This is a genomic window from Bradyrhizobium sp. USDA 4506, from assembly GCF_054058795.1.
In genome coordinates this window covers 2,070,056-2,096,320 of sequence record NZ_JBSSBM010000002.1, presented here as the reverse complement: position 1 = coordinate 2,096,320, position 26,265 = coordinate 2,070,056, and the positions used below count along the sequence as shown (strand labels likewise).

The 26,265-nt window shown below is 61.9% G+C and carries 23 protein-coding genes and 3 pseudogenes; 16 read left to right on the top strand and 10 right to left on the bottom strand.

Going from position 1 to position 26,265, the window contains the following annotated elements:
* Positions 1-59 precede the first annotated feature (59 nt).
* Together ACVIHF_RS11900 and ACVIHF_RS11895 are read right to left on the bottom strand one after the other, a co-directional pair.
* Positions 60-374, bottom strand: coding sequence for a co-chaperone GroES (locus tag ACVIHF_RS11900; RefSeq protein WP_456780762.1), 315 nt, complete (start codon positions 372-374; stop codon positions 60-62).
* Between the two features lie 279 nt (positions 375-653).
* Positions 654-3,869 (bottom strand): alpha/beta fold hydrolase, encoded by a 3,216-nt coding sequence (locus ACVIHF_RS11895; protein WP_456792130.1) that lies wholly within the window; start codon positions 3,867-3,869, stop codon positions 654-656.
* A gap of 1,129 nt (positions 3,870-4,998) precedes the next feature.
* On the opposite strand from ACVIHF_RS11895, the gene ACVIHF_RS11890 reads away from it, so the two are divergent.
* From ACVIHF_RS11890 to ACVIHF_RS11860, 7 genes are all read left to right on the top strand, one after another.
* Positions 4,999-5,841: a DUF1194 domain-containing protein gene (locus tag ACVIHF_RS11890; RefSeq protein WP_253609022.1), complete on the top strand. Its 843-nt coding sequence runs from the start codon at positions 4,999-5,001 to the stop codon at positions 5,839-5,841.
* Positions 5,842-6,111: 270 nt separating this feature from the next.
* Entirely contained in the window at positions 6,112-6,666 is a 555-nt protein-coding gene (locus ACVIHF_RS11885; RefSeq protein WP_253609023.1) for a thioredoxin family protein, read from the top strand.
* Complete coding sequence (locus ACVIHF_RS11880) at positions 6,663-6,836, top strand: hypothetical protein (RefSeq protein ID WP_253609024.1); 174 nt, start codon at positions 6,663-6,665, stop codon at positions 6,834-6,836. Before ACVIHF_RS11885 ends, ACVIHF_RS11880 begins: the two co-directional genes overlap by 4 nt.
* 256 nt (positions 6,837-7,092) lie before the next feature.
* Positions 7,093-7,515: a hypothetical protein gene (locus tag ACVIHF_RS11875; RefSeq protein WP_253609025.1), complete on the top strand. Its 423-nt coding sequence runs from the start codon at positions 7,093-7,095 to the stop codon at positions 7,513-7,515.
* Between the two features lie 412 nt (positions 7,516-7,927).
* The gene (locus ACVIHF_RS11870; protein ID WP_456780764.1) at positions 7,928-8,767 is read left to right on the top strand and encodes a universal stress protein; all 840 of its coding nucleotides are present in this window, start codon (positions 7,928-7,930) and stop codon (positions 8,765-8,767) included.
* 262 nt (positions 8,768-9,029) lie between these two features.
* Positions 9,030-9,362 carry a hypothetical protein gene (locus ACVIHF_RS11865; RefSeq protein ID WP_253609027.1) on the top strand — a complete coding sequence of 111 codons (333 nt, stop codon included), beginning with the start codon at positions 9,030-9,032 and terminating at the stop codon, positions 9,360-9,362.
* A 474-nt stretch (positions 9,363-9,836) separates the two neighbouring features.
* Complete coding sequence (locus ACVIHF_RS11860; protein WP_456792129.1) at positions 9,837-10,175, top strand: hypothetical protein; 339 nt, start codon at positions 9,837-9,839, stop codon at positions 10,173-10,175.
* Positions 10,176-10,405: 230 nt separating this feature from the next.
* Here the strand turns inward: ACVIHF_RS11860 and ACVIHF_RS11855 are convergent, their stop codons facing one another.
* A complete protein-coding gene (locus ACVIHF_RS11855; protein ID WP_456780766.1) occupies positions 10,406-10,606 on the bottom strand; it encodes a DUF6494 family protein in 201 nt (66 codons plus the stop codon).
* Between the two features lie 272 nt (positions 10,607-10,878).
* Here ACVIHF_RS11855 and ACVIHF_RS11850 point away from each other — a divergent pair, with 272 nt between their 5' ends.
* The gene (locus ACVIHF_RS11850; RefSeq protein ID WP_253607763.1) at positions 10,879-12,318 is read left to right on the top strand and encodes an IS1182 family transposase; all 1,440 of its coding nucleotides are present in this window, start codon (positions 10,879-10,881) and stop codon (positions 12,316-12,318) included.
* A 133-nt stretch (positions 12,319-12,451) separates the two neighbouring features.
* Positions 12,452-13,198: a molybdate ABC transporter substrate-binding protein gene (locus tag ACVIHF_RS11845; protein ID WP_456792128.1), complete on the top strand. Its 747-nt coding sequence runs from the start codon at positions 12,452-12,454 to the stop codon at positions 13,196-13,198.
* A gap of 228 nt (positions 13,199-13,426) precedes the next feature.
* Here ACVIHF_RS11845 and ACVIHF_RS11840 read toward each other — a convergent pair whose 3' ends face one another.
* The 5 genes and pseudogenes from ACVIHF_RS11840 to ACVIHF_RS11820 form a co-directional block, all read right to left on the bottom strand.
* Positions 13,427-13,729 (bottom strand): hypothetical protein, encoded by a 303-nt coding sequence (locus tag ACVIHF_RS11840; RefSeq protein WP_253610088.1) that lies wholly within the window; start codon positions 13,727-13,729, stop codon positions 13,427-13,429.
* Positions 13,726-14,064, bottom strand: a complete 339-nt coding sequence (locus tag ACVIHF_RS11835) for an adenylate/guanylate cyclase domain-containing protein (protein ID WP_253609030.1) — start codon at positions 14,062-14,064, stop codon at positions 13,726-13,728. Before ACVIHF_RS11835 ends, ACVIHF_RS11840 begins: the two co-directional genes overlap by 4 nt.
* Before the next feature lie 46 nt (positions 14,065-14,110).
* Positions 14,111-14,221 (bottom strand): annotated as a pseudogene (locus ACVIHF_RS11830) (SAM domain-containing protein); the annotation flags it as partial.
* 46 nt (positions 14,222-14,267) lie between these two features.
* Positions 14,268-15,710 carry an FAD-binding oxidoreductase gene (locus tag ACVIHF_RS11825; RefSeq protein ID WP_253609031.1) on the bottom strand — a complete coding sequence of 481 codons (1,443 nt, stop codon included), beginning with the start codon at positions 15,708-15,710 and terminating at the stop codon, positions 14,268-14,270.
* Positions 15,711-16,617: 907 nt separating this feature from the next.
* A pseudogene (locus tag ACVIHF_RS11820) lies at positions 16,618-17,349 on the bottom strand (MFS transporter); the annotation flags it as partial.
* Positions 17,350-17,455: 106 nt separating this feature from the next.
* Here ACVIHF_RS11820 and ACVIHF_RS11815 point away from each other — a divergent pair.
* Positions 17,456-17,701, top strand: a pseudogene (locus ACVIHF_RS11815) (AMP-binding protein); the annotation flags it as partial.
* Positions 17,702-17,765: 64 nt separating this feature from the next.
* Positions 17,766-18,944: a class I adenylate-forming enzyme family protein gene (locus ACVIHF_RS11810; protein ID WP_456780768.1), complete on the top strand. Its 1,179-nt coding sequence runs from the start codon at positions 17,766-17,768 to the stop codon at positions 18,942-18,944.
* A 10-nt stretch (positions 18,945-18,954) separates the two neighbouring features.
* Here the strand turns inward: ACVIHF_RS11810 and ACVIHF_RS11805 are convergent, their stop codons facing one another.
* Both ACVIHF_RS11805 and ACVIHF_RS11800 read right to left on the bottom strand, forming a co-directional pair.
* Positions 18,955-20,007, bottom strand: coding sequence for a hypothetical protein (locus ACVIHF_RS11805; protein ID WP_456792127.1), 1,053 nt, complete (start codon positions 20,005-20,007; stop codon positions 18,955-18,957).
* Positions 20,004-20,645 (bottom strand): TetR/AcrR family transcriptional regulator, encoded by a 642-nt coding sequence (locus tag ACVIHF_RS11800; protein WP_253609033.1) that lies wholly within the window; start codon positions 20,643-20,645, stop codon positions 20,004-20,006. The genes ACVIHF_RS11805 and ACVIHF_RS11800 overlap by 4 nt, the downstream gene beginning before the upstream one ends.
* 88 nt (positions 20,646-20,733) lie before the next feature.
* On the opposite strand from ACVIHF_RS11800, the gene ACVIHF_RS11795 reads away from it, so the two are divergent.
* Genes ACVIHF_RS11795 through ACVIHF_RS11775 form a run of 5 tightly spaced genes read left to right on the top strand, consistent with a single transcriptional unit; the run spans position 20,734 to position 26,086 of the window.
* On the top strand, positions 20,734-21,927 hold the full coding sequence (locus tag ACVIHF_RS11795) for a CaiB/BaiF CoA transferase family protein (protein WP_456792126.1): 1,194 nt from the start codon (positions 20,734-20,736) through the stop codon (positions 21,925-21,927).
* The gene (locus ACVIHF_RS11790) at positions 21,924-23,141 is read left to right on the top strand and encodes an ABC transporter substrate-binding protein (protein ID WP_253609035.1); all 1,218 of its coding nucleotides are present in this window, start codon (positions 21,924-21,926) and stop codon (positions 23,139-23,141) included. The genes ACVIHF_RS11795 and ACVIHF_RS11790 overlap by 4 nt, the downstream gene beginning before the upstream one ends.
* A 16-nt stretch (positions 23,142-23,157) precedes the next feature.
* Positions 23,158-23,931: a crotonase/enoyl-CoA hydratase family protein gene (locus ACVIHF_RS11785; protein WP_456780772.1), complete on the top strand. Its 774-nt coding sequence runs from the start codon at positions 23,158-23,160 to the stop codon at positions 23,929-23,931.
* Positions 23,931-24,947 (top strand): NADPH:quinone oxidoreductase family protein, encoded by a 1,017-nt coding sequence (locus ACVIHF_RS11780; RefSeq protein ID WP_456780773.1) that lies wholly within the window; start codon positions 23,931-23,933, stop codon positions 24,945-24,947. Before ACVIHF_RS11785 ends, ACVIHF_RS11780 begins: the two co-directional genes overlap by 1 nt.
* Positions 24,944-26,086: a CaiB/BaiF CoA transferase family protein gene (locus ACVIHF_RS11775; RefSeq protein ID WP_456780774.1), complete on the top strand. Its 1,143-nt coding sequence runs from the start codon at positions 24,944-24,946 to the stop codon at positions 26,084-26,086. The genes ACVIHF_RS11780 and ACVIHF_RS11775 overlap by 4 nt, the downstream gene beginning before the upstream one ends.
* Positions 26,087-26,265 lie beyond the last annotated feature (179 nt).

Here is a 26,265-nt window from a genome sequence, read left to right as displayed (position 1 = left end):
GAAATTCGTCTCTCACCTTGCCGAGGCAGCGCAGGGGTGAGCGTCAGCGGCGGTCGGCGTCAGGCCGCCTTCTTGGAGCCGGCGACGTCGGTAACAACGCCCATGATGTCGCTCTCCTTCAAGATCAACAGCTCCTGGCCGTCGATCTTGACTTCAGTGCCCGACCACTTGCCGAACAGCACGCGGTCGCCGACCTGGATATCAATCGGAATCAGCTTGCCGCTCTCGTCGCGGCCACCCGGGCCAACGGCGATGACTTCGCCCTGGGAGGGCTTTTCCTTGGCAGTGTCGGGAATGATGATGCCGCCTGCGGTCTTCTGTCCGGCCTCGATGCGCTTGACCACGACGCGGTCGTGAAGCGGACGGAATTTCATGCGATCCTCCTTTGCTTCTTGTAGTGCTGGGCTGGCAGTCGCAATGAGCGAGTGCTCGCCGCTCCTCACATAGGCCAGTGACACTTGGGCGCAAGGGCTTCAACCCATGTCGCCTGTTCGCCGTTCAAAGACGTGTGGGTCCGGCAGAATGACCGCTTTGCGCCAACAGCTGCCCTCCCCGCCAAGTCCCAATTGAGACATTCGCTGCGCGTCAGTGACGTTCGGGTATTCGGGCGCCGCTCATGCTCTGCGCGGCCAGGCAGTTGTTTGAGACTTGGTTCACGCCGCCGCCGATCCTCGAAACGTTCTTTCCGCGCGTCCTGTCCGAATGAAATTGCGAAGCACATCGCAAAACTCGTCCGTAGCCGAGAACATCGGGTTGTGTCCCCTGCCGTCGAAGAGATAGAGCTGCGCGCCGGCAATGCGAGACGCGATGAATACGCTGGCATCGCATGTGACGAGCCGGTCTTCCCGGCCGTGGGTAACGAGGGTTGGGACGGCGATCGATTCGAGCAGCGGCGCGATGTCCATGCCTGGGTCCGGATCGTAGAAGCTAAGGATCGTCTCAATCGGCAACCTGCACATGCGCTCGGAGGCCATCCGCCGTAGCTCGTCGGTATCTGGCTCGCTGTAGACATACCGTGTTTGCAAGCGAACTAGTTCCTCAACGGCGCCCCGCGCATAGGCGTCCTGACGAAGCGCTGTGTAATCCGGGTTAAAAACCGGACGCCCGTTCGGCAGCGTTCCAATCATCGGCGTGCCCACCGTCACGATCTTTCCGACGAGTTCCGGGTGCCTATGAGTAAGCTGGATGAGCAGGTTTGAGCCGCGCGAGATGCCAATGCCGATGATTGGGGCGGCGGCGGCCGCGTGGATGATCGCGCGGAGGTCCTCCATGTGTTGGAGGGTTGAGTAAGGACGCACGAGAGGGTCGGATCGTCCGGCACCGCGGCAGTCGACCGTGATGACACGGAATTCCTGGCAAAGCTGCTCGAGAATCGGCTCAAAGGTCGCAAGCCCGTATACGATCGGATTTATGAAAACGACGGTCGGCTCGCCGCTGCCGTGCTCGTAGAAGACGAGGCGTGCACCCTCCCGTACTGCGTACTTGGCACGATGAATGCACTTGCGCGCGCGGTCGCGGTCAGCGTCGGTCTCGCCAAGCGCCATGGCGCGCTCGTAGTAGGCGTTCGCTCCATCAAGGTCGTCGTCGACGCCGGCCAAGTCACCGAGCATCAGGAGGCACTCGTGCTCGATGCGCCGGGCGGGCGGCGCTGCATCCCCTCGAGGACGGGTCGTAAGCTGCAGGCACGTTTCAAGTTGGGATACAGCTTCTTTGACAGCATGCCGCGCCTTTGCCAGCCGACCGGCGGCCATCAGATAAATTGCCCCCTGGTCGGGCAGTGCGCCTTCAATAAAATGATGGGCGACGATCTCGGGCTGGCCCACCGCGATCTCTGGCCGCAACCGCTCGATCGCTTGTGCGACGCGCGCATGCAGCTGCTGACGGGACGATTTGAGCAAGGTGGCGTAGGCCGCGTCGCAGACAAGCGCGTGCTTGAAGCTGTACGTATGATGGGGCGGCGTCCCACGTCGTTGGATGAGTCCCGCCTGGCAGAGCTGACCAAGCGCCGCCGCCAGCTGCGCCTCGGGATATCCGGCGACCGCCCTGACGACGTCCTCATCGAACTCCCGACCGATGCAGGCGGCGATCTGTGCTACCTCGCGTGCCGGAGCCAGGCGGTCGAGACGCGCCATGAGCGAATCCTGCAGCGTCGCCGGAATGGCCGGCGGCGGAAGTGGTCCGGCGAGCTCGAGATCGCTGCCGCCAGCCGTTGTCTTCCAGATCGCCGATTCGATGACCGCTTTCGTCAATTCCTCGACGAACAGAGGCACACCCTCCGTACGGGAGAGAATGGCTTCGATCACGATTGGCGGAAGCGACCGTTCACCCGCCGCCATCTGGATGAGCGTTCGGGATGCTGGCCGCCCGAGGCGGTTGAGACTGAGTAATGTGACGTGCGGAAAATTCGTCCAAGACGTCGGCACGTCAGGCCGCAAGGTTGTGACGAGAAGGATTGGCAGAACCCGGATCCTGTCCACAATTCGCTCGAACAGCTCCGCCGACGTGGGATCGAGCCAATGCGCGTCCTCCAGGACGACGAGCATCGGCCGCTGCCGCGAAAGCCCCTCCATCTGTGCCAAGAGTATGCCAAAGAGCCGCGCCTTCTTCTCTTGCGGCGTCCCTCCTGGCGCCGCGTAGCCTCCACTGAGCGGCAGCCCCATCAGCTCGGCGAGCAACAGCGCCGCGTCTTCCCCGAACTCGCCGGCCGTGCCGAGAAGCCGCTCCAGCTTTTCGAGCTTTAATGAGGGTGCATCCTCTCGGAGATACCCGGCCGCCCTCTGGAGCTGGGTGACCACGGGCCAGAGCGCACTGTTGGCATGATGGGGCGAACAGTAATACCCGATGCGGAAGCGAGGTTCGTTTCGGAGACGCTCACGGAGTGCAAGGACGATCCGAGACTTGCCGATGCCGGCCTCGCCGGATAGCAGCACGACCTGACCCTCGCCGCTTTTGGCCATCTCCCAGCGGTCGAGGAGGAGAGCGAGTTCGTGTTCGCGTCCGATCAGCGGGCCAACATCGGCGCGTCGCAAGGCCTCGAACCGACCCTCGGCTGCCGCTTCGCCAAGAACGCGGAACGCCGGTAGCGGGGCTTCGATCCCTCGGATCTGCTGCAGGCCCAGATCGGTGAGTGTGAACCAGCTGCCAAGGAGGCGCCGTGTGCTTTCGGAGATCACCACAGCACCGGGTTCTGCGAGCTGCTCCAAACGCGCTGCGAAGTTGGGCGTGGCCCCAACAACTCCCTCTTCCTGGGCAGCCCCTTCCCCGATGAGGTCGCCAACGACGACCGGCCCGGTTGCGATCCCGACACGCGTGGAAAGGGCGACACCCGCTCGTTTGTCTAGCCTCCCTACGGCTTCCACGATTGCAAGCCCGGCGCGCACGGCACGTTCGGCCTCGTCCTCATGTGCCTGCGGCCAGCCGAAATAGACGAGTACGCCGTCGCCCATAAGCTTGGCGATGTATCCCTCGAAGCGCGCCACCGCTGCTGCAACCGCCTGGTGGTAGGCCGCAAGGATCTCTCTCATGTCCTCGGGGTCTAGACGCACCGAGAGGGCAGTCGACCCGACAAGGTCGGCGAACATCACTGTCAGATGACGGCGCTCGGCGCGCTCCATTTTCCTCGACGGCGGCGAGGAACTGACTTCCGCCACCGGCAGCCCGCGATCGTCCTCCACCGCTCCGTCACGCGGCTGGGATAAGGCGGCGATCGCCGAGAGGAGCCTCTTGCGATGTCCCAGTGACGTGACGCCGAGCTCACGCAAATCCTCTGCCGTCAAGCTGAGCAGCGTCTCCGTGTCCACGTCGTTCTCACGAAATGCGCTTTCGTACTGGTCTAACCCCAGGCGTCGCAGCCAGTCCGCCAGCTCCATATCGACCTCCCATAGAGCGCCGATCCTTAGCCGGAGGAGTCTAGCGCCGCCTACGACCGTACACAATCGTGATCCCCCGCTTGCCGGCAAGGAACGGCCGCGGTCTGCACCGCCCGGAGTGCCAGCGCAATCCCAGTCATCGTCCTGCCCAACCTATTGTGACCCCGCCGGAGAGCCGAGCGTAACGTCAGCCTTTGGCCCTGCAGAGACGTGCGGGTCCGGCAGAATGACCGCTTTGCGCCAAGGGCTGCCCTCCCCGCCAAGTCGGTGCTTGGCCCTTCCGAGACATGCGGCACCGGCATAACGTTCGGTTTGGGCCAAGAGTTACCTTCCTTGAACTGAGGGTTCGCCTGCGTCCTGCCTTCCTTTCTCATCCGAGACCGCCAGCCTGGAGCTCTGGGCCCCCCATGCCGACCATGGTCGGGAGCCCGGACCTGCTCGGCTTCTTTCCCCAGGACAGCTCGTTGGGGCAACTCGCAACAGCCATGCGTAGCAGTCGCAGACCTGCAGAAGCGAGCAGCCAGCTGGGCTGCATGGCTTTATTGAGCGACGGAGAGCATTTTCTCCCGATGCACTAGCAAAAAAGACCGAAGCAAATCGCAGACAGCGAGCCTCTCAACGATCGCTTGGTGCTGGTTCTCGGGTGCCCGAGATCCATGCCAAGCCCCATGCCGCGCCAGAACGGACGGGTCAAGGCCGCGAAGCGCTCGTAGGGCTTGGCCTTGAAGCGACCGGTCTGGTGTGGCTGCATAAGAGAATTGTTATCAGTCCCGGAATGGCTGAACGGTCAAACGCTGGAGCAACGCGGAGGCCAGAGAAAACGCACCCGGTCGCGTGTCAGGTGATAGCGGTGCCGCAGGCAGACGCGCGAACGAGTGCAGCCCCGAGACCGGTCAATAACGGCACCCGGCGCGCGCATTAGTGATAGCGATGCCGCAGGCAAATGCGTGACCGAGTGCCTCCGGCGAGGGGTTCATCGTGTCCTGGCGTAAGGCATTGCGATCCGAAGGGCGCAGCCAGCACAGAATCTCCAGCGGAGATCCAAGCGGGCTCCGGGCAATTGCATGTTTCCGCTTTTCGGACTGCGTTCTGGGTGTCACCATGCTCGTGAAAGGACGGGAGAGCCACCATGCGCAGGTGTGTCTCGGTCGGGGCGGTGCTTGTTGCGGGGGCGATCGTGGGAGGTGACGTTGCGGGCATTGCCGCGCCGACCCCGAACTCTCGATTCGCCGACACCAACCGCAGTGTACAGCCCGTCAATGTCGAGCTCGTTATCGCAGTCGACGTCTCCTATTCGATGGATATGGACGAACTCGCCATTCAGCGCGAGGGCTATGCACAGGCCATCATGTCGAAAGACTTCCTTCAGGCGCTGAGGGCCGTTCCGGGCAGCAAGGTGGCCGTGACCTATTTCGAGTGGTCGATGTCGGGCGACGAAAAGATCATCATTCCCTGGCGCGTGATCGACGGCCCGGAATCGGCGGATGCCGTGGCCGCCGAGATCATGAAAGCGCCGGTTCGTCGCGGCTCGAGTACCTCGATTTCCGGCGCGATTGATTTTGCGGTGCAGCTGTTCGAAGAGAACCCCTATCGCGGGTTGCGGCGCGTCATCGATATTTCCGGCGATGGGCCGAACAACGACGGAGCCCCCGTAACCGGCGCCCGCGACGCTGCCCTGGAGAAGGGCATCATTATCAACGGCCTCCCGATCATGGTGAAGGAGCCATCCCTCTCGACGACCGATATCGAGAATCTCGATCTCTATTACGAGGACTGCGTGATCGGGGGGCCGGGCGCCTTCATCATGACGATCAAAGATCGCGAAAAATTTCAGGAAGCGATCCGGACCAAGCTTGTTCGCGAAGTTGCGGGCCTCACGCAAGAGAGCGGGATCGTGCCAGCCGCGGAGAAAGAGCCCCGGGTGCCCTGTCTGATCGGCGAAAAACGATCGCAGGAGCGCGGCCGGCGGTGAGTGTCGAGGCAATCATTCAGAGGCGCCGGACGAACAAACTTTAGACAGCAGCATATTATGGTCGCCGCCCCACGCGCCGGGCATTGGAGGTGCTAATGTCCGTTCGCGGTCCACACCGACGAATTCCCGCGCTCGTCCAAATCGCGGCTGTTAAGGGTCGCCCGGGAAGGGTCGACGTACGGTCAAAACGGCGCGACTGGCGAAAAGGTTTTGGAAACTGTGCCCCAGCAGGCCGTCATCAGCGTATATTGGGGCACGAGGAGGTGCGATATGGCGACACCAGCTACCCAACTCGTTCTTGATACGCCGGCGGCGGGGTTCCGGCTTCCGGCCACCGACGACAAGACCTACGCACTGGACGACGTTGCGGGGAAAAAAGGCACGGTCGTCGTCTTCATCTGCAACCATTGTCCCTACGTTAAGGCGGTGATCGACCGCATGGTTGCGGACGCCCGCGTGCTGATGTCGGAGAGCGTAGGCTTTGCGGCGATTTGCTCGAACGATGCGGCGAGCTATCCTGAAGATTCATTTGAGAATATGAAGCGTTTCGCGAAGGCTCATGAATTCCCGTTTCCATATCTCCACGACGAGACCCAGACAGTCGCTCGGGCGTATGGGGCGGTCTGTACGCCGGACTTCTTCGGTTACAATGCCGACCGCAAGCTCAAGTATCGCGGCCGGCTCGACGAAGGGCGCACAACCCCGCCTCGCGCCGGGGCGCCCCGAGAGCTTGTCGAGGCCATGCGCGCGATTGCGACCACCGGTCTGGCGCCGGCTGACCAAAAGTCGTCCATTGGCTGTTCGATCAAATGGAAGGACGAATGAAGCCGATCGCTGTCAACGGGTTTCGTATCCGAGACCGCCGCGTGCGGCAGCATTTGCTGCACATGTGCGATTTGACTGGCGGCATCACGAGGGCGCTGCGGCTGCTGCCGGCGTCGCTTCGCCCCCTTCTCCAGGTCTGCTTCCGGGGCAACACGGACATCAACCGGTGAGATACCCGGTTAAGCCCGTCGAACATGACCCACAGCGGACGTTTCAGTGAACAGATTTACCAGGCTGGACGTACCGAACCGTTTTGCGAAGCCGCAGCAGATCGGAGCTCTGCCATCGCCTCTCAGGCAATAGTCGCGCGGTGTTGCAGCCAAACTTCCGATTATACGATCGTGCAGCGTTATTCACGGGTGCGAATCTCATGTTGGCTTTGCAGGCCCGACGCCCTAGAATCGTGGCGATCGCAGGACGAGCGAAATGCAGTATGTTTGCGACGCGCCGAAGGGTAAGACCTGGTTCCGTATCGAGACGGAAGGTGAAGCGGCGCATGAGTCGCGCCTGATGAACCACAACGTCGAGAAATATTTCCGCAACGAGCGGGAGAAGGCACTCCAGTCCTGGCGTCCGGAGCGGCCCAACGCGATCGAGCGCGACATCGGCCTCGAGGCCCATGTACGACGAGAGATGCCGGTTTTCCTCACGTTGCGCGACAGGGAGGGCAATGCACTGGCTACAGCGATGCTGCCACCGGGTGGCAAGGATCGCGGCAGGTTCCGGATCATCATCGTTGCCGCATCCAATGCCGATCCTTATCCTGAGCAGGAAGCGGCCATCGCTGCGCTGGGAGCGCATTTCGGTCTCACACTCGATCGTCACCGCTGCTTCCCTTATGGCCGCTAAGAAGCCTGACAAGTATCGCGCGGGATTGGAGCGACGTCGGCTCATGGCCCCGTTTGGGACATGCCAAGCGGCCCGGAAGCTGTCCGCGCGCGAGCGTCTGCAGGAGCGCGCCGGCCTGACCTTCCGCGCGCGTTAAGAACGCCCAGAATTGCAGCAGCTTGCAGGATTACGTGGATCGTAACCCACGAAAGCGCGGACTGGCGTCCGCCGGTTTGCTCGCTGGCGACGTGATCGCGTTTTGGCTGATGTCGAACAGACCGCCGGGCAGTGCTAACATGGAGGGCTAATCGCTCGGCATTTTGATAACGATCTGCACAGCGACCGGAAGATTCTATCGGCCTCAGTCGCAAGCCGTTAGCCTTCAAGGGCAACTAGACGTTGTCAATGTTCACCTGAAACACGGGGGTTGAGAATGAAGACGATCTTGGTCCCGATCCAAAACATTGCGACCATGGCATCCACACTCGAGGCCGCCGCACGTCTCGCGCAACGTACCGGCGCCTACATCGAAGGCTTTCCGCTCCGGTTCGGTATCCCTCAATACTTAGTCGCAGAATTGGCTACTGGCATCCCTTTGGATTCCTACTATGCGAAGAGCCAGGAAGAGTTAGCCGAAATGCACCGTTTGTTCGAAGCGTTCATGCTAACGCACGATATTCCTCCAGCCACTGCCGGCTCGAGCCGACCATGCTTCGGCTGGCTGGAAACCGCGCCTGAGGGTGAAGACTTTGTTGGAAGTTATGGGCGTGCTTTCGACGTCATTGTAATGCCGCGGTCGGACGTTGATGCTGCCGGCCCGAACCGGCGCGCCATTGAATCCGCACTGTTTGAGAGCGGTAGACCCGTTCTACTGGCGCCACCAGACGCGCCAGGAAGCATCGCGACAAACATTGTGATCCACTGGAACGGTAGTACCGAGCAGGCTCGGGTCAACGCTTTTGCCATGCCGCTGCTTCGTCTGGCAGAACGGGTAACGGTGCTGACCGTGATTGGCGGACAAGACGTACCAGGCCCATCTGCCGATCAGATAGTCCGACAATTGCGGTACAACGACATTGCCGCCAAGCTAGTGAGCATAGAACTGGAAGACCGCGACACAGGTGAGGCGGTTCTTGATGCCGCCAGAGTACAAGGCTGCGATCTGTTGATAAAAGGAGCCTTTACCCGCAACAGGCTGCGGCAAATGATATTCGGTGGCGCAACCAGTTACATCATGGAGCACGCGGATTTACCCGTCCTAATGGCGCATTAGAACTGCGCGTACAATTCGCTCCGCCTCCGACGCAGTGCGGCGCGAGCAAGCATAGAATTGCTTTCTATCGCAGCTTGCCCAACGCAGGAGTGCGCCTTCCTCGCGCCCTGTCAGCCCGCGGCAATTCCTTGGGGCCTTTGGCTTTATCTCTGACCGATAAGAGATCCATCCCTGACTAGGTCCGGTTTGCGCCACAAGACCCTAGTCCAGTGATGGCTCGATATGCTTTGATGCGAGGAGCCGGAAACGCGTAGGTGGCCTCATGTACATGGTCATTCGAAAGTACACCAAGGTTCGTTCGGTCGCGGATGCTGCTCGCCGCGCGAAAAGTGGCATCGGTCAGATCTTAAGGGAATCGCACGGCTTCAGATCTTATTATGTATTGGACGGGGGCGAAGGCGTCGGCGTCGCTGTGATGATATTCGACGACCGAGAAAGCGCCATCGCGGCGAACGATAGAGTACTGGCATTTGTTCAAGCAAGCTTGCATGACCTTGATCTTGGAGACCCCGAAATTCTCGCCGGGGAGGTTCTGGTGGATATAGAGGCGGATGCGTCATCATTCGTGAAGGCTCATCCAGCGCGTGAACGCTAGGTCGTCACACAGGAAGGTGCTTAGAGGACTGCACCTGCGATGTCGGCCGTTGGCCGTTGCTGACGTAGCGCTCCAAACATATGTCCGCTTTGCGCCAGGAGCGGTCCTCCTCCCGATTCGCAGAATGGCCCTTCGCGACATATTGCAGCGCCGCGCGGCTTTGGTCGCTAAGGGCGTATAGCGGAAGTCCGATGGATGCGTAGGAACGGCGGTGCCGGTTGCGTTTGGTTCATCAGATCTGAGTTCCACCATCGCCTCTCAGGCAATAGTCGCGCGGTGTTGCAGCCGAACTCCCGATTATACGATCGTGCAGCGTTATACGGGAGCGAAACTCATATTGGCTTTACAGGCCCGTCGCCCTAAAATTGCGGCGATCGCAGGACGGGCGAAATGCAGTATGTTTGCGACGCGCCGAACGGAAAGACCCGGTTCCGTATCGAGACGGAAGGTGAAGCGGCGCACGAGTCACGCCTGATGAGCCACACAGTCGAGAAATATTTCCGCCGCGAGCGGGAGAAGGCAGTCCAGTCCTGGCGTCCGGAGCGGCCCAATGCGATCGAGCGCGACATCGGCCTCGAGGCCCATGTGCAGCGAGAGATGCCGCTTTTCCTCACGTTGCGCGACAGGGAGGGCAATGCACTGACTACAGCGATGCTGCCACCGGGTGGAAATGATCGCGACGGGTTCCGGATGATCATCGTTGCCGCATCCAATGCCGATCCTTATCCCCAGCAAGGCGCGGCCATCGCTGCGCTGGGAGCGCATTTCGGTCTCACACTCAATCGCGACCGCTGCTTCCCCTACGGCCGCTAGGGAGCCTGACAAGTATCGCTACTTGATTGGAGCGATGTCGGCTCATGGGCTCATCACGTCATTTCGTCGCCGCGCAGTAGTGGGGCGCTTTCGGGGAAAAAGCAGACATCAAACGGCAGGCAGGATCGGTTGGGTCGGTCGCGAATGACCCAAAGCAGTCTGTTGCTAGAAATCAACTGGATTGAATGCTCCACCAAGAGGGCGGCAATGCCGGGGCAGCCGGGACATCGTCAGAGTGCGATTGTTTCCTCGACTACATGTTTCAGCGGCGTCCCCTCAGCGGACAGGGTCATCCGCAGTTTGAGCTTGCCACCTTTCACCGCCCCGCTACGCACCAGGTTCTCAATTTCACGCTGCGATGTAACTCCGACATGCTTCAGAAATTTACGGATAGCCATATTGAAGCGGTCTTCATCGAACTCGGCGATCATGGCTGTTCTCCCTAGTCGGGCAGGCGAAGTCTAACATGAGGCGAGCAAAAACCAAACATCGAGACCCAACTCGCGTCGCCGCCGACCTCCTCGTCAACCTGATTGCCTACAACGCCGGCCCGGAGCTGAAGACTACACCTGAGGCTGCAAGGTCGGCCGTTTGAGGTGGACCGGACACGGCTGGCGCTGTCCCCGACCGCCGCTTGTGACCCTGGCTGTGTGAAAACGCTGGGCTGCTGTTATGATTCTCCTGTGATTCTTTGGGGGAATCGATGAGGCGCTTCGTTGAAGAGGCGGATCGTGGACAGCGGTCGCTGTTGCCCGAATGCCTCGATGACTTCATTGACGAGAGCAACCCTGTTCGCGTGATCGACGTATTTGTCGATGCGCTCGGTTTGGCTGAGATGGGCTTTGAGGGTGTGGAGCCGGCGGCCACCGGTCGGCCGTCGTACCATCCCTCGGTGCTCCTGAAGCTTTACATTTACGGTTATCTGAACCGGGTACAGTCGAGCCGGCGGCTGGAACGAGAGGCCGGGCGCAACGTCGAGGTGATGTGGCTGCTGGGTCGGCTCGCTCCCGATCACAAGACGATTGCGGACTTCCGCAAGGACAACGGCCTGGCGCTGCGCAGGGTATGTGCGCGCTTCGTCGAACTCTGCCGAGAGATGGGTCTGCTGGCGACGGCGAGCGTCGCCATCGATGGCAGCAAGTTCAAGGCCGTGAACAACCGGGACAGGAACTTCACGCGCGCGAAGATGGAGCGACGGCGTGCTCAGTTGGAGGAGAGCGTCGCGCGCTATCTGAGCCAACTTGACACGGCCGACCGCCAGGAGCCGACCGAGGCCCTGGCCACGAAGGTGACGAGGCTTACCGAGAAGCTGACGAAACTGAAGGAGGAAATGGGCAAGCTTGCCGTCTACGAGAAGCAGATGCTTGCGTCACCCGACCAGCAAATCTCCCTGACCGACCCCGACAGCCGCTCGATGGCGACGAGCGGGCGCGGCTCTGGTGTTGTCGGCTACAACGTACAGGTCGCCGTAGACACCGAACACCATCTGATTGTGACGCACGAGGTGACGAACAGCGGCTCGGATCGGGCACAACTTGCCAATATGGCCAAGCGGGCGAAGGCTGTTCTGAAGACTGAGACGCTCGAAGCTGTAGCCGATCGCGGCTACTTCAACAGCCCAGAGATCCTTGCGTGCCACGAAGCGGGCATCACGGTAACTCTGCCCAAACCGCTAACGTCCGGCGCTAAGGCAGACGGACGCTTCGGTAAACAGGACTTTGCCTATTTGCCAGAGGAGGACGTCTATCGCTGCCCGGCCGGGGAGCGGCTATCATATCGCTATACGAATGAAGAAGACAGCAAGGTGCTGCGGCGCTACTGGACCACGGCCTGTCAAAGCTGTTCGCTCAAGACCCAATGCACGCCTGGGTCAGAACGGCGGATTACGCGATGGGAGCATGAGCATCTGCTCGAGGCTGTGCAGCAGCGCCTTGATGCAAGCCCGCACGCCATGCGTCAGCGCCGCGAAACTGTCGAGCATCCGTTCGGCACCATGAAGGCCCGCATGGGAGCGACACACTTCCTCACCAAAACGCTTCCGAAAGTGGCGGCCGAAATGGCGCTCTCCGTCCTGGCCTACAATCTGACACGGGTCATGAACATCGTCGGGATCAAGCCGCTGATGGCTGCGATCGCGGCATGACACCAATCCAGTCCCGACTGCCTCGGGACTGGCGTTTTTACACGACCAAGACCCGAAGCGGACGACAGAATTCCCCGTTTTCATTTACTGCATGCTAGCTTCGAGTGTCGAAGTCCAACAACTAGGGGCTGACATGAAGTCTGGATTTATAGTCGCTACGGCAGTGTTCCTACTTGTATCCGGCGCTGCGAGCGCCGCGGAAATCAAAGTGCTCGCCTCGGGCGCGACAAAGGAAATCATCAATGAAATACTTCCCGCTTTCGAGAACGATTCTGGTCACAAAGTTGCAATCACATTTACAGGCACCGCGAATATTAAAAAGCACATAGCGGCTGGAGAAACGTACGATCTAGTTATCGTCGGGGCACCGGTAATTGATGCGTTCGCACAGCAAGGCAAAATAGCGTCCGGCACTCGGACGGATTTGATGAAATCAGGTGTTGGTGTCGCAGTGCGGGCAGGCGCATCGAAACCAGATATCGGATCGAGCGAAGCGCTGAAAAAGACGCTGCTCGCAGCCAAGTCCATCGGCTATTCAAGCGGACCAAGCGGGGATCATGTGCTCAACTTGGTTGAGCGTATGGGTATCGCCGATCAGGTTAAGTCAAAAATGAAACAGGTCCCCTCTGGCAGCCGGATCAGCACGATGATCGAAAGTGGTGAAGCGGAAATCGGTTTTCAGCAGATCAGTGAACTGATCCACGAAAAAGGCATCGACTATCTTGGTCCGCTGCCCTCAGAGCTTCAGAAGATTACGGTGTTTTCAGCCGGCCTCCACACTGGCGCAAAAGAACCGGAGGCCGCGAAGGCTCTGGTCAAGGCACTGACAGCTCCGAACGCCGCAACTGTCATCAAGGCATACGGCATGGAGCCTGGCTGAAGCTTTCGACTAGACTGTACAGGTTGATGCCTTCCGACCGAACGTCCGCCTATGGCCCAACTCGGACCTCCGATGATGTCCGCCGTTGCGCCGCTGTCAGAGGCACAGCGGACATCGCGAGCGCCTTGTGGTGTTGAGAACGGCTCCCGGCGGGTGGGCCGCGTCAGGAATGCCCACCCGCCGAGCCGCGCCGCCAGACCATGCCGTGCAGCGGCGCATCGGAAAGCGTTATGGGCCGACGCGGTGGACAATGCCGGCTTGACCCTCGTCCTCGCGAGGGACAGCGGGGGCCGCCGAAACCAGCTTGACGCCGAGCACAGCCGCCGGCGCAAGGTCGGCTCGAGGTATGATCGCCGCGCCATCGTGCATCGTCCGCCAGGTCAATTCCGCCTCTAACCGCTGCGCTGCCAGCCGACTGGCAGATAGCTCGGCCATTTTGCGCTGCCTCTCCTCGTCAGACAACGCGGCGCTATGGTCGCTGACTTCGTCGATCTCGACGGCAAGCCGTGAAATCAGCGCGTCCTTGTTCATCCTGCGCCTGACGACATGCCGCTGAACGCTGTTGCCACCGCAAGTCCCGCCCGGACAGCTTGCTCTGCCGCATCTTCGCTTGCGCGCGGCCAGCCGAAATAGGCCTGCACTCCGTCTCCCAGAAACTTCGCGACGTGGCCCTCCAGTCGCGCAATCTCTCCCGCCACCGTGTTCGAGTAGGCCCGCATCACCTCGCGCAGCTCCTCGGGATCTAGACGGCGGCTGAGGTCGGTCAAGCCGACGAGGTCGACGAACATGAGCGTGAGCTGTCGGCGCTCCACCGACGCGACGGGCCGCGCCCGCCGCCAGGTCCGCTGGTAGCAGGCCGATTGCATCGAAAAGCTTCCGCCGGTGGCCGACGGCCTGGACTCCAATCTCCTTGAGATCTTCAACCGTCAGGTGGGGCAGGATCTCAAGGTCAATTCCGTTGTCGCGGAACGTCTGCTCATAGGATTGCAGACGCAGGCTGCGCAGCCATTCTCCGATGTCCAACTTCGTCTCCGTAGTCCCCTCGATTGCGGATCCCCTCCTCTTCTTGTCAGGCGGCCGGTCGCTGTGCGGCGGACGGCCTGATGTTCTGGTTTAGCCGGAACAGGTTGCCGGGATCGTACTTGGCCTTCAGCGCGGCAAGACGAGCGTAGTTCGGGCCGTAGGCGCCGACTACGCGATCGGTCTCGTCCTCCGGCATGAAATTGACGTAGACGCCGCCGGTTGCGTGAGGCGCGGTCTCAGTAAAGAGCCTGCGCGCCCAGGCGATCGAACGTTGCTCATCCGCCGGATCGCGCCATCGCGTGTGAACGTTCATGACAAACTTCGCATCGCGGTGGGGGAACGCCGTGGCGTCGACGGCCTTACGACCGGTGGCGCCACCAAGCTGACCCATGAAAATCTCGCACTCCCCGGTCGGCAGGCTTGTCGTATGGCTCACCAGCGTGTCGAGAAGACCGTCGTTGAGCTCAACGAAATTGTGCGACTTCCAGTAATTACAGGCGCCGGGCGTGAGCAGTGGGTCAAACGCGGTCTGCCAAGCCGCGAAGGGCTGCATGCCGATCACGTCAGCGATCGGCTCTCCGAGCGCGCGCAGCGGCTCTAATGCATGCTTGCCCTCGTTCTCATCTCCCGCATAGCAGACGGCGAACGCGACGATCTTCTTGCCGTGAACCTCGGCGGGCAAGAACGGCAGCGGCGGCGCCTGCCTGAGCACCACCCACACCGTCAGTTCGTCGGGCGCCTTGGCGGCGACGTCGCGATAGCCCGCGAGCAGCTCCTTCGCCCGCGCAAAGGGGTGGACGATGAGTCCGGCCAGAACCATCGGACCAACAGGATGCAGGCGGAACTCGAACGAACTCACCACCCCGAAATTGGCTCCGCCTCCGCGCAGCGCCCAGAACAGGTCGGTATTCTCGGCGATGCTTGCCCGGACGAGCTCGCCTTCGGCCGTCACCACGTCGGCCAAGATCAGGTTGTCGGCGGCAAGCCCGAACTTGCGGCTAAGCCACCCGAAGCCGCCGCCCAGCGTCAATCCCGCAACGCCGGTCGTCGAGTTGATCCCGAGCGGGGTGGCGAGGCCGAAAGCTTGCGCCTCCTTGTCGAAGTCGCCAAGCGTTGCCCCCGGGTCCACGCGCGCGGTGCGGTGAAATGGATCAACCCGGACGGAGCGCATCAGCGAAAGATCAATCAAGAGCCCGCCGTCACAAACGGCATTGCCCGCAATGTTATGGCCGCCGCCGCGCACGGCGACCAAGAGGCCGTGCTCACGCGCAAGCCGTACGGCACGAATGATGTCTGCGGCCCCTCTGCAGCGCACGACCGCGCCTGGGCGGCGATCTATCATCGCATTCCAGATCGTGCGTGCTTCATCGTAGCCCGGCTCCTCGGCCAGACAAACGTTGCCTCGCAAGGTTTGGCGAAAGGCGGCAATTGCATCGCTTTCAAGCGTAGTCGCCCCGCCCTGCAGCGAGGCCAACCGGATCTCCGTCATGGCATCTCCTCCGTGACTAGTGGTCAGTATTGCAGCAGTCCGCTTCATGCTCTTGGACAGATCGGCAAAGGGGCGACCACCGCCCACGGCTCTTGCAACCTTGACGGCGCAGGATCGCCCGTTGCATGCCGCTCGAATTGCGAACGACAGATTTCCGCCTGGAGGTTAGTCCTCCGGCAAACGAATGGTTCTGCGACAGAATGTCTCGCGGATGAGGAGCGCCTACAACCCCGCGCAGGTACCGGCAAACGAAACCCAGAAAATCCGGTCCGCAGAGGGAACTTCGGGGTATCGGAACGGATGGTATCCGCTCTGGCCCCGATCGCTGAAGTCAATTCGCCGGCCGATGTCCGCTTTGCGCGCCAGCAGCTACCACTTCTCGCAAGTCAGCTCATGGCCTTCTGAGACATGCGGGGCCGGCTGAACGTCCGGTTTGTGCCAAGAGCTGCCTTCCTTCGACTGTGAGGCTTGGGCCTACCCGGCTCCGACCTTTCTGCACGCTGCAATGCGCCACAATAGTCACCTGGCAGAAGCAGGATGAAAGTCTGACCGCGATTCAGGATAAGTGGATGGTCACAACTTTGGAGAGTGCCCGGCTATGAAAGGAAGCGGAGAACTGCCCCACCCAAACCTACGCCAAACCACGCGGTAGCAGCCGTTCCCACTACTCCCCACTCTATCATTTCGATCGACGTTTCGCCGTTGCAAGGACAAATCTTGGAGGTCTGACGGACAAATCCCGACGGTATACCCGCCGCAATTTTTCGGTCTTGAATTCACAGGAAAATTTGCACGGGCCGGAGGAGTGGCTACTTCGGCAACTATCGGAGTCGATCGACAAAGCGAGGCGTTTGTTGGGCATACGCAGTGTCCCTCCGCACCGACTTTCTACTCCACGGATACCGACCTATTGGATTGCGTCCCCCCCCGCCCATAGCAGCGCTAATGGACCCAACAGAATCCCGGCTGCGAGAACGGTGAACACCAGCAGCCAACCGCGCGCACTCTGCGGTCCGCCCGCAGCGTCGAGCGCGACGCCCGTCCCCCAAGCACCGACGGCTGAGAGCCCGAAGCCGACGGTGGAGTGCAGAGCCAGCGTCGCACCACGATGCTCGGAGACGGCCGCAGCGGACATGCCGGCCGTTAACGCGCCGGAATCCGCCGGTACTGTCAGGCCATAAATCAGCAGCAGCAACGCGAGCACCCACGCAGGCGCGGTCGCGTTGAGACCGATGATGATCGCAATGCACGCTGATGCAATCATCACAATCGTGATGGCGCGATGTCGTCCGAATTTTAATGCGGTCTCGTTGCCGAGGATGCTGGCCGGCATCGAGATCACCGCGAAGCAGAAGCTCATTAGCACGGGCGTCAACCACGAGGGTGCGCTTTGATGAGCGACGACGAAGGTCCAGAATCCGACCAGCCAGGTACGAATGCCGTACAGCTCGAAGCAGTGGGCTCCATAACCGAAGATGTAACCGAGAGCCTCGCGGTTTGAGAAAGCGGGCCCGAAATTCAACAGCCGCCCTGCCTTCGGAGCGGGCCGACGCCCCTCGATCAGAAGACATGCGATCACCATCGCGATGGGACCGATGCCCGTGCTGTAGAAAGCGACCCGCCAACCCCAGCGATTTGCCTATTGGCCTGCGGATAAGACGCGGGCCATTATCGACGCCAGCATCGGGACTGCGCTCGCCACGACGGCCGCTGAGGCTCCAGATCGCATCGCGCTGATCGAGGTCGTGCCGGCATCTGTGCCTTCGCCGGCGGGCGCCGCACAAACCGATCGGCGCTGGACGTACGCTCAGTTGCAGGACGACGCGAGCCGCTGCGCGAGCTGGCCGGTGGGGAAGTTCAACACGGGCGACCGCATCTGCGTCTGGGCACCGAACGTGCCCGAGTGGGTTGTGTTGCAGTACGGCGCCGCGCTCGCTGGCGTGATCCTTGTGACAGCCAATCCGGCATTCAAGCCGAGCGAGCTGGAGTTCGTCCTGCGTCAGTCCAAGGCCTCCGCCCTCTTCCATCTGTCGAGCTTCCGCGGCGTCGACACCGGTGCCGTCGCCCGCGAAATGGAGAAGATCGGCCTCAAGTGCTACTCCTTCGAAGGGTGGCTCGAGGAGATCCGGAGCGCGCCGGCTACGAACCGAGATCGACCCGGGACATGCTGCGCAGATCCAGTACACGTCTGGAACCACAGGCCGTCCCAAGGGCGCCCTGCTCCATCACCGCGGCCTGGTGACGAACGCGAGCTACATTGCGGCCAAGGCCGGACTGGAAAACGGCGTCTTGCTCAGCCCGATGCCGCTCTTTCACACGGCGGGATCTGTGATGAGCGTTCTCGGATGCATGACATCGCGCGCGACACTAATTCTACCGCTGTTCTTCGATCCGCCTACGGTCCTGCAGGCTATCGAAGCGAGAAAAGCCGAGATCATGTTCGGCGTTCCGACGATGTTGCTCGCGCTGATCGACGCTATGAAGACCGCACCGCGCGACCTTTCGTCGTTGCGCGTCGCGCTGTCCGGAGGCGCTCCGGTCTCCCCGGAGATACATCGGCGGGTGAAGGAAGCGCTTGGTCTTCCCGTCCTTACGGTCTTCGGCCAGACTGAACTCAGCCCGATTGTCGCCCAGACAAGCGTCGACGACCCCGAGACGGAGCTTGTCCACACCGTCGGAAAGCCGCTCTGGAATGTCGAGGTGCGGATCGCTGATCCGATCGATCTACGGGTGCGGCCGATCGGCAGCGAGGGCGAGATTCAGGTCCGCGGCTATCAGACGATGATTGGCTATTTCGAAGCGCCCGAGGACACGCGCCAGGCCATCGCGACGGACGGGTGGCTGCGCACAGGTGACCTTGGGACGCTTGATGAGCGCGGGTACCTGCGCGTCACCGGCCGGCTGAAGGACATGATCATCCGCGGCGGAGAGAACATCTATCCGGTCGAGGTCGAAGCCTGCCTTCTGCGGCATCCCGACGTCGCCGATGTCGCAGTGTTCGGGGCTCCGGACGAAAAGTGGGGAGAGGTCGTAGCGGCCGCCGTCCGCCTGTCACCGAACGCGTACGGATGCGCGGAGAAGCTGATCGAGCACTGCCGCGGGGCGATGGCGCACCACAAATCGCCGACGCTCTGGTTCGCCTGTACCGAGTTTCCGCTGACTGCGTCCGGCAAGGTCCAGAAATTCAGGCTGCGAGAGGCGTTGGCCGCCGGCACGCTCGACAAACTGGATTAGCGAACGACCTTCAGCGGAAGCGCCACGCCCAGTATGCGTCGCCCCGATCCCGCCGCTCAGTGACGTCGATCCTCATGAAGCGGTCGTGCGCCAGCGCGGCGCCGACCCAGAGTTCGTTCCAGGCATCGAACACCGACGGCGAGAGGTTCTCTCGTTCCGACATCAGACGCCACGACGTCTGACGGACGGTGAAGGCGTTTCCGTCCTGGCTCAGTTCGGCGTCGTCGCCCTGCCCGCGCGCGATCCGCGCGAACGCGTTCGCGAAGCCGGCAGCGCCCGGCTCGACGCCGCCGAGGTGCGTCACGACTTCGTCGAAAGTATGCATACCGATCAGCCTGGCCGCTGCGCCAGCTAGATGCCCGCCCTCGTCCGGACCGAGAGTAACGACGGCCTCCGGGACGATCGAAGTAATGTACTCCATCGAGTAGTTGCGTAGCACCTTGAGCAGCCGTTCTTCGGGCCAGGTATTTTCGGGAAGTTTGGGCGCACGCTCCGGATCGAAGGCCGGGCAACGCTCTCCCGGCGAGAACTGCAGCCGCTCCTCGGGAGCCAGGTCGTGATCCCACTCCTTGTAGTAACCCTCCAACCCGGGCTGCCCATCGACGGTCTGGCCGGTGCAGACGAAACCCAGTCGCGGATTGCCGAGAACGACGCCGTTGTTGGCGTGCCATCCCCGTAGCATGGCGCGCGATACGTCGGAAGGGATCCCGCAGATCGCCGTACCCGACCAGATCCATCGCGGCGGCGGGTACCGGACCCACGCCTTTTTGTCGCTTTCGTAGACGTATTCGACCTTCACGCCGCCGACCTGATTGGACAGGTAGTGATACTGTGCGCAGGCCAATGCGTTCGGCAAACCGTCAAGTCCGAGTTTCTTCAGACCGGGAAGGAAGCGGGCCAGTTGTTGACGGCGGAAGGTACGGAAAACGATTTCTGCCGCGCGCTGCGGCCCCGCTTGCGACGACACCTTGAGAATGAGGCCAGTCAGGTAGGAGTGATAAATCAAGTCTATGGCGCGATACGCTGCGACATCAGCGGCTGTTTCGTGGCTCTTTGTCTTCACTTCTTCGCCTCCAGGCCAGCCGTGACGAAATCGGCGATCGATTGAGCCAGCTTCTTCTTGTTTGCCTGCGTCTCGCCGTCGCGAGGTTGATACCAACGCGACGTCCAGTTCAACGCTCCGAGCAGCGGCTTGGCCGCGAGCTTCGCATCGACGCTGCGGAAATCTCCGGACGCCACGCCTTCCTTGATGACGCGAATGTAGAGATTCTCGTTGGCTTCTCGCAGCGCGGCCACTTCCGCGAGTTCCGCTCGTTCGCTTTCGTTGGTGCGCTCGAGCAGATGCATTTCCAGTCCCTGGGCGATCACGCGGAGGTACGGAAGGTGATCGATAACTAGCAGCGTGTGCGCGAAAGCCATGCCGTGCAGCCGCTCTCGCGGGGCGACCTGCAATTCGAAGGGCGGGCGGATTGCCGCGTTGGTCAACTCCATCCCACGGCGATGGACCGCAAAGAACAGCTCGGATTTGCTCCGGTAGTAGTAATAGATCGCGCCCTTGGTCGAGCCGATCTCGTCGCTCACCCGGTCAAGCGAAGTCGCGGCAAATCCCTGCCTCATGAACGCGCGCGCGGCCGCGTCCAGAAGTTCGACGCGTCGGTCGCCTAGCGGTTCCCCTACCTCGACCTTGCCGATCTTGCTCAATGATCTGCTCTCCCCTGAACGAGGTTGACAGTCAAACATACTACTCAGTATCCTGCAACATACTACTGGGTATCTAAGGAGTGCCGCCATGCTGGACGACTACGCCGGCGTACGCGTGCTTGACGTCAGCCAGGGCTTTGCTGGCCCTTATTGCGGCGCGATCCTCGCGCGAGGTGGTGCGTCGGTGATCAAGGTCGAGCCTCCGTCGGGCGACTGGGCGCGCGCAATCGGCGGCGCCGTTGACGGGCACACGGCTTTCAGTCTGGTTCCGAATATCGGCAAGCGCGCCGTCTGCATTGATGGAATCAGAGAGCAAGGGCGCGCCCTCCTGGTGAGGCTCGCCAAGAGCACCGACATCGTCATCCAAAATTTCCGGCCGGGCGTCGTCGATCGTCTTCAGATCGCTGACCACCAGTTGCGGCCCGACAATCCGGATCTCATCTACGTCTCGATTCTCGGTTTCGGGGCCGGCCCCTACGAAAAGCGACCAGCCACCGACACCATCATTCAAGGCTTTACCGGAATGATGGAAATGAATCGCGACTCGCAAGACACGCCGCGACGCATCGGAATGTTGGCCGTCGACACGGCTGCCGGCGTCTATGCAGCGCAACAGGTAGGCGCGGCCCTCTATCGCCGCCTCACGAAGCGAGGCGGGCAGCACGTCAAAATTTCGCTGGTCGAGGTCGTCGCCGCGGCCTTTCAAGCCATGCCGATCGTCGACGACGCGCTGCGCCGCCGCGGCCAGCCGAATGTGCCCTTGAGTGTGCCGATCGGAACTTTCGCGACTGCGGACGGGCACATCAATCTCTCCTGCGTGTCAAACGCGATGTTCCATGGCATCTGCAAGGCGCTAGGCAAGGCGGATTGGATCTTGGACCCGAGATTCGTGACGGAAGCTGGACGTCTCGACCATGCAGGCGAGATCACGGCGGAAGTCGCGCGTATCCTCCATACCAGGCCGAGCGTGTACTGGATCGAGGCGTTCGAACGGCACGACGTGCTGTGCGGTCCCGTGCAGGGCTATCGAGAGTTTCTCGACGATCCGCACGTCCGTGGTTCGGGGCTGCAGGCGACGCTGCAGGGCGGCGCATTCGAAGGGCTGCCCCTTACGCTGCTCCCCGGCACGTCGGCCGCAGGCACCCGCCTGCCCGCTCCGCCCCGGCTGGGCGAACACACCACGGAGGTGCTCGCGGAGCACGGATATTCGCAATCAGAGATCGATCGTTTCATCGAAGACGGCACGATCGTTCAGGCAAAAACCGAAGGGAGAAGACAATGAAAAGAAAATCAATCGCCGCATTGGGGGCTGCCTTGGTCGCAGGCTTCATGTCGTCCTCGGCTCTCGCCCAGGTATCGGACAATGTCGTTCGCATCAGCATTCTCAACGACATGACGGGAATCTATGCCGATGCGGGGGGCAAGGGATCCATCGTCGCTGCCGAACTCGCTGCGGAAGACTTCGGCGGTAAGGTCGCCGGCGCGATGATCGAGGTCGTTTCAGGTGACCACGCCAACAAACCCGATATCGCATCGAACCTTGCAAGAAAGGCCTATGACGCCGAAGGAGTCGATGTAATCGCGGACGGCGGCTCGTCCGCGGCGGCTCTGGCGATGCAGAACGTCTCGCGCGAGAAGAAGAAGATCATCTTGCTGTCGGGCCCGGCGACGGCGGAGATCACCGGCAAGGCTTGCTCGCCTTACAGCTTTCACTGGATGTACGACACCTACGCACTCGCTGCGGCGCCCCCGGAGGGCGTCCTGAAGCGCGGCGGAGACACCTGGTTCTTCATCACGGCCGACTACGCCTTCGGCAAGTCGATGGAAGCTGAAGCGACGAAGCGGATCCAGGCCGGCGGCGGCAAAATCGTAGGCGGCGTCCGTGCACCGCTGGATACGCCCGACTTCTCATCGTATCTGCTTCAGGCGCAGGGATCTGACGCCAAGGTCATGGCGCTGGCGACCGCGGGCAGCGACACCAGCAATGCCATCAAGCAGGCGCAGGAATACAAGGTTATCGGCCCGAACACGCAGGTCGTCACGTTCCTGATGTTCATCAACGACGTAAACGCCATGGGTCTGAAGGACGGACAAGGCTTGATCTCGTCGACGACCTACTATCACGATCTCGACGACGGTAGCCGAAAGTTCGCAAAGCGCTTCTGGGACAAGATGGGCCGGCCGCCGTCCATCGTTCAAGCCGGCGTCTACAGCTCGGTCCTGCACTACCTGAAGGCGATCGCGGCGACAAACACGGATGACGCAGACAAGGTCGCTGCGAAGATGCGCGAGATGCCCGTCGAAGACGGATTCACCCACGGCGCAAAAATCCGAGCCGACGGTCGCCTGCTACGCGATCTCTACGTGACCGAGGTCAAGAAGCCCGAGGAATCAAAGGGGCCTTGGGATTATTGGAAGATCGTTGCGACAATCCCGGGCGATAAGGCCTGGCGGCCGGTCGAGGAGAGCAAATGCCCGTTGCTCAAGACCCACTGACCCAAGGAGGTTGAGCATGGCGGACGATCCGAAGCTGTTGGTCGAGAACGACGGCCTGGTCACGATCATCACCATCAATCGTCCGGCGGTCCGCAACGCTCTCGACAACGAGACTGCCGCGGCGCTTGCGAAGGCGCTGCGGGGCTTCGACCGCGACGAGAGCCAGGCCGTCGCAGTCCTGACCGGCGCCGGTGGGCATTTCTGCGCGGGCGCGGATCTGAAGGAGCTCGCTGCGGGCCACGAATACAAGCCATGGGCCGGCGATCCGGACGGCCCATGCCATGGCATCATGTCGAAGCCCGTGATCGCCGCCGTTGCGGGCTACGCCTGCGCGGGAGGCCTCGGGGTCGCCCTTAGATGCGATCTCCGCGTCGCCGAGGAGACCGCCACCTTCGCCGTTCTTTCCCGGCGATGGGGTGTTCCGATGAGCGATGGAACGACCGTTCGTTTACCGCGCCTCATCGGCGCCGGCCGAGCGCTCGACCTGCTTCTGACGGCACGAAAGGTCTCCGGGACGGAAGCACTTGCGATGGGGCTGGCCGACCGGCTTGTCCCGACAGGCAAGGCTCTGAGCGCGGCGGTGGAGCTCGCGCGTCAGATTGCTGCGTTTCCGCAGATCGCAATGCGGTCCGACCGTATGTCGGCCATCCGTCAGTGGAACCTCTCGGAGAAGGACGCCATTGCTCTGGAGACCGAGCTCTCCGTTGAAGCTCGCGCCAAGGAAGCGCAGGCCGGGGCCGGTCGCTTCGCCTCCGGATCCGGCCGCCACGGTCAGGTAGGAAAGAATTGATGATGCGCGCGGTGATAGGACATCGCTTCGGCGGGATCGACGACCTCGTCTACGACGATACAACCTCACCGGCAATCGAGCCCGGTACTATCCGGGTTTCGGTGCGAGCCGCGGGCGTGAGCTTCGCGAACCTCCTGTTCATCGCCGGCAAGCATCAAAACCGGCCGAGTATTCCGTTCGTACCCGGCACCGAGATCGGCGGCGTCGTCAGCGAGATCGCGTCCGACGTCCGGACCGATCTCAAGGTCGGCGACCGCGTCTGCGCTGGTCTTCCATCCGGCGGGTTCGCCGAAGAAGCGATCGTTGATGCGGCCAATGTCTTCCGCATCCCCGATTCCTTGAGCTTCGAAGGCTCGACACTTTTCCCGACCATCTACGCGACGGCTTATGCCGGCCTTAAGTGGCGCGCGAACCTTCAATCCAGCGAGACCCTGCTCGTCCACGGCGCGGCCGGCGCCAGCGGTTTGGCCGCCGTCGAGGTCGGGCGCGCTTTGGGAGCAACGGTCATCGCGACCGCTGGAGGCGAACGGAAGATCGAAGCGGTGAAGCGGTACGGTGCCGATCACGCCATCGACTACCGCAGAGGCGGATTCCGGGATCGCGTGCTGGAGATCACCGGCGGCCGGGGCGCTGACGTCGTGTTCGATCCGGTGGGCGGCGACGTTTTCGACGAGTCCCTGCGCTGCGTCGCTCCGCTCGGGCGGTTGATTCCGATGGGCTTCGCCGCGGGCCGCATTCCGGAGATTCCCGCGAACATAGTCCTGGTGAAGAACCTCACCGTGATCGGTCTATACTGGGGATTCTATATGGCGTGGGGCAAGACTAAGGCGGATGCCGCGCTGCGTGAGAAGGTCCGCATCCTTTACGGAGAGATGTTTGACCTCTTCGAAGCCGGAAAATTACGCGCGCCCGTCGACGGTTCGCTGCCGCTGGCGGACTTCGCTACAGCGATGCGCCGCGTCGAAAGCCGGGAGGTCGTCGGCAAGATCGTCCTGATACCGGAGCAACGAGCATGACCGCGTCCTTGCAGCCAACCCACGAAGCCCCGTTTCGCGGACTGCGCGTCCTCGACTTCGGTCAGGGCGTGGCTTCGCCGTACGCGGGCTATCTCCTCGCCGCCAACGGCGCCGACGTGATCAAGGTCGAACCTCCTGAAGGCGATTGGTCGCGTCGTCTGGGTACGACCTACGGCAGTCATTCGGCATTGTCGGCCGTCTACAACCGTGGCAAGCGCAGCCTCGTTCTCGACCTCAAGAAGCCCGAGGCAATCGCCACCGCGCGCAAGCTGGCGGCAACAGCTGACGTGTTGGTCGAGGGCTTCCGTCCGGGGGTGATGGATCGCCTCGGCCTCGGATACGATGCGCTGAGCCGCGACAATTCCCGCCTCATCTATCTCTCGATCAGCGGCTTCGGACAGGACGGCCCCTACGCGCAGCGCCCCTGCTCCGACTCCGTCGGCCAGGCGTTCGCCGGCCTTGTCGCGGTCAACGTGGGCGCCGACGGGATCCCGCATCGGGTCGGGGCCACGCTTTCCGACGTCTGCACCGGTCTATATGGATTTCAGGCCATTTCGACCGCGCTGTTTGCCCGCAATGCGGTCGGCAATGGCCGGCACATCGACGTCAGCCTCTCGCAATCGACCGCAGCGCTGCTTGGTCACAAGTTCGCGGAACACGTTCTCGAAGGCGGCGCGCCTCGCCTCCTCAACGTGCCAGCCGGCAGCTACCGGACGAGCGACGGTTGGATCATGGTCACTCTTGTGACGGAAGCGCAGTACGGCCGGCTGTGCTCCGCCCTGCAGCGGGAGGACCTTGCCAGGGATCCGCGGTTCGCCAGCTTCGCGCTGCGCGCCGATTGTGCCGACGAACTCGCCGCCGAACTTCAGAAGGTCTTCCCGACCGACACCACGGCGTCATGGCTCAAAAGACTTCATGCGTCGGATCTCATCGCGGACCGGATTCTGAACCCTTCTGAATGGGTAGCCAACGAACAGGTCGAGGCCACCCGCGGCGCGCTGCGCACAGAAACTCCTAACGTCGGAGGCGTTGTGGCGGCACGAACCCCAGGAAAGGCGGCCGACCTCGAGGGGGATCTGCGTCCGGCTCCAGATGTCGGACAGGACTCCGCTACCATCCTTTTGAGCGGCTGGAGTTGAGCTTTGCCGTGATACCTCCACGACACAAACGCGGCCGCGGGAAAGCTTCACGAGCGGGAGCCTAGGTGTTCGGAGACCTGCTTTCCGCTGAGGGGCATCGATGCGACCGCGCCGTCTACGAGAACCACTCTCTTGATTGTCTTTCCTTGAACAAGCATTCGAGCCACCTCGCCAACGTT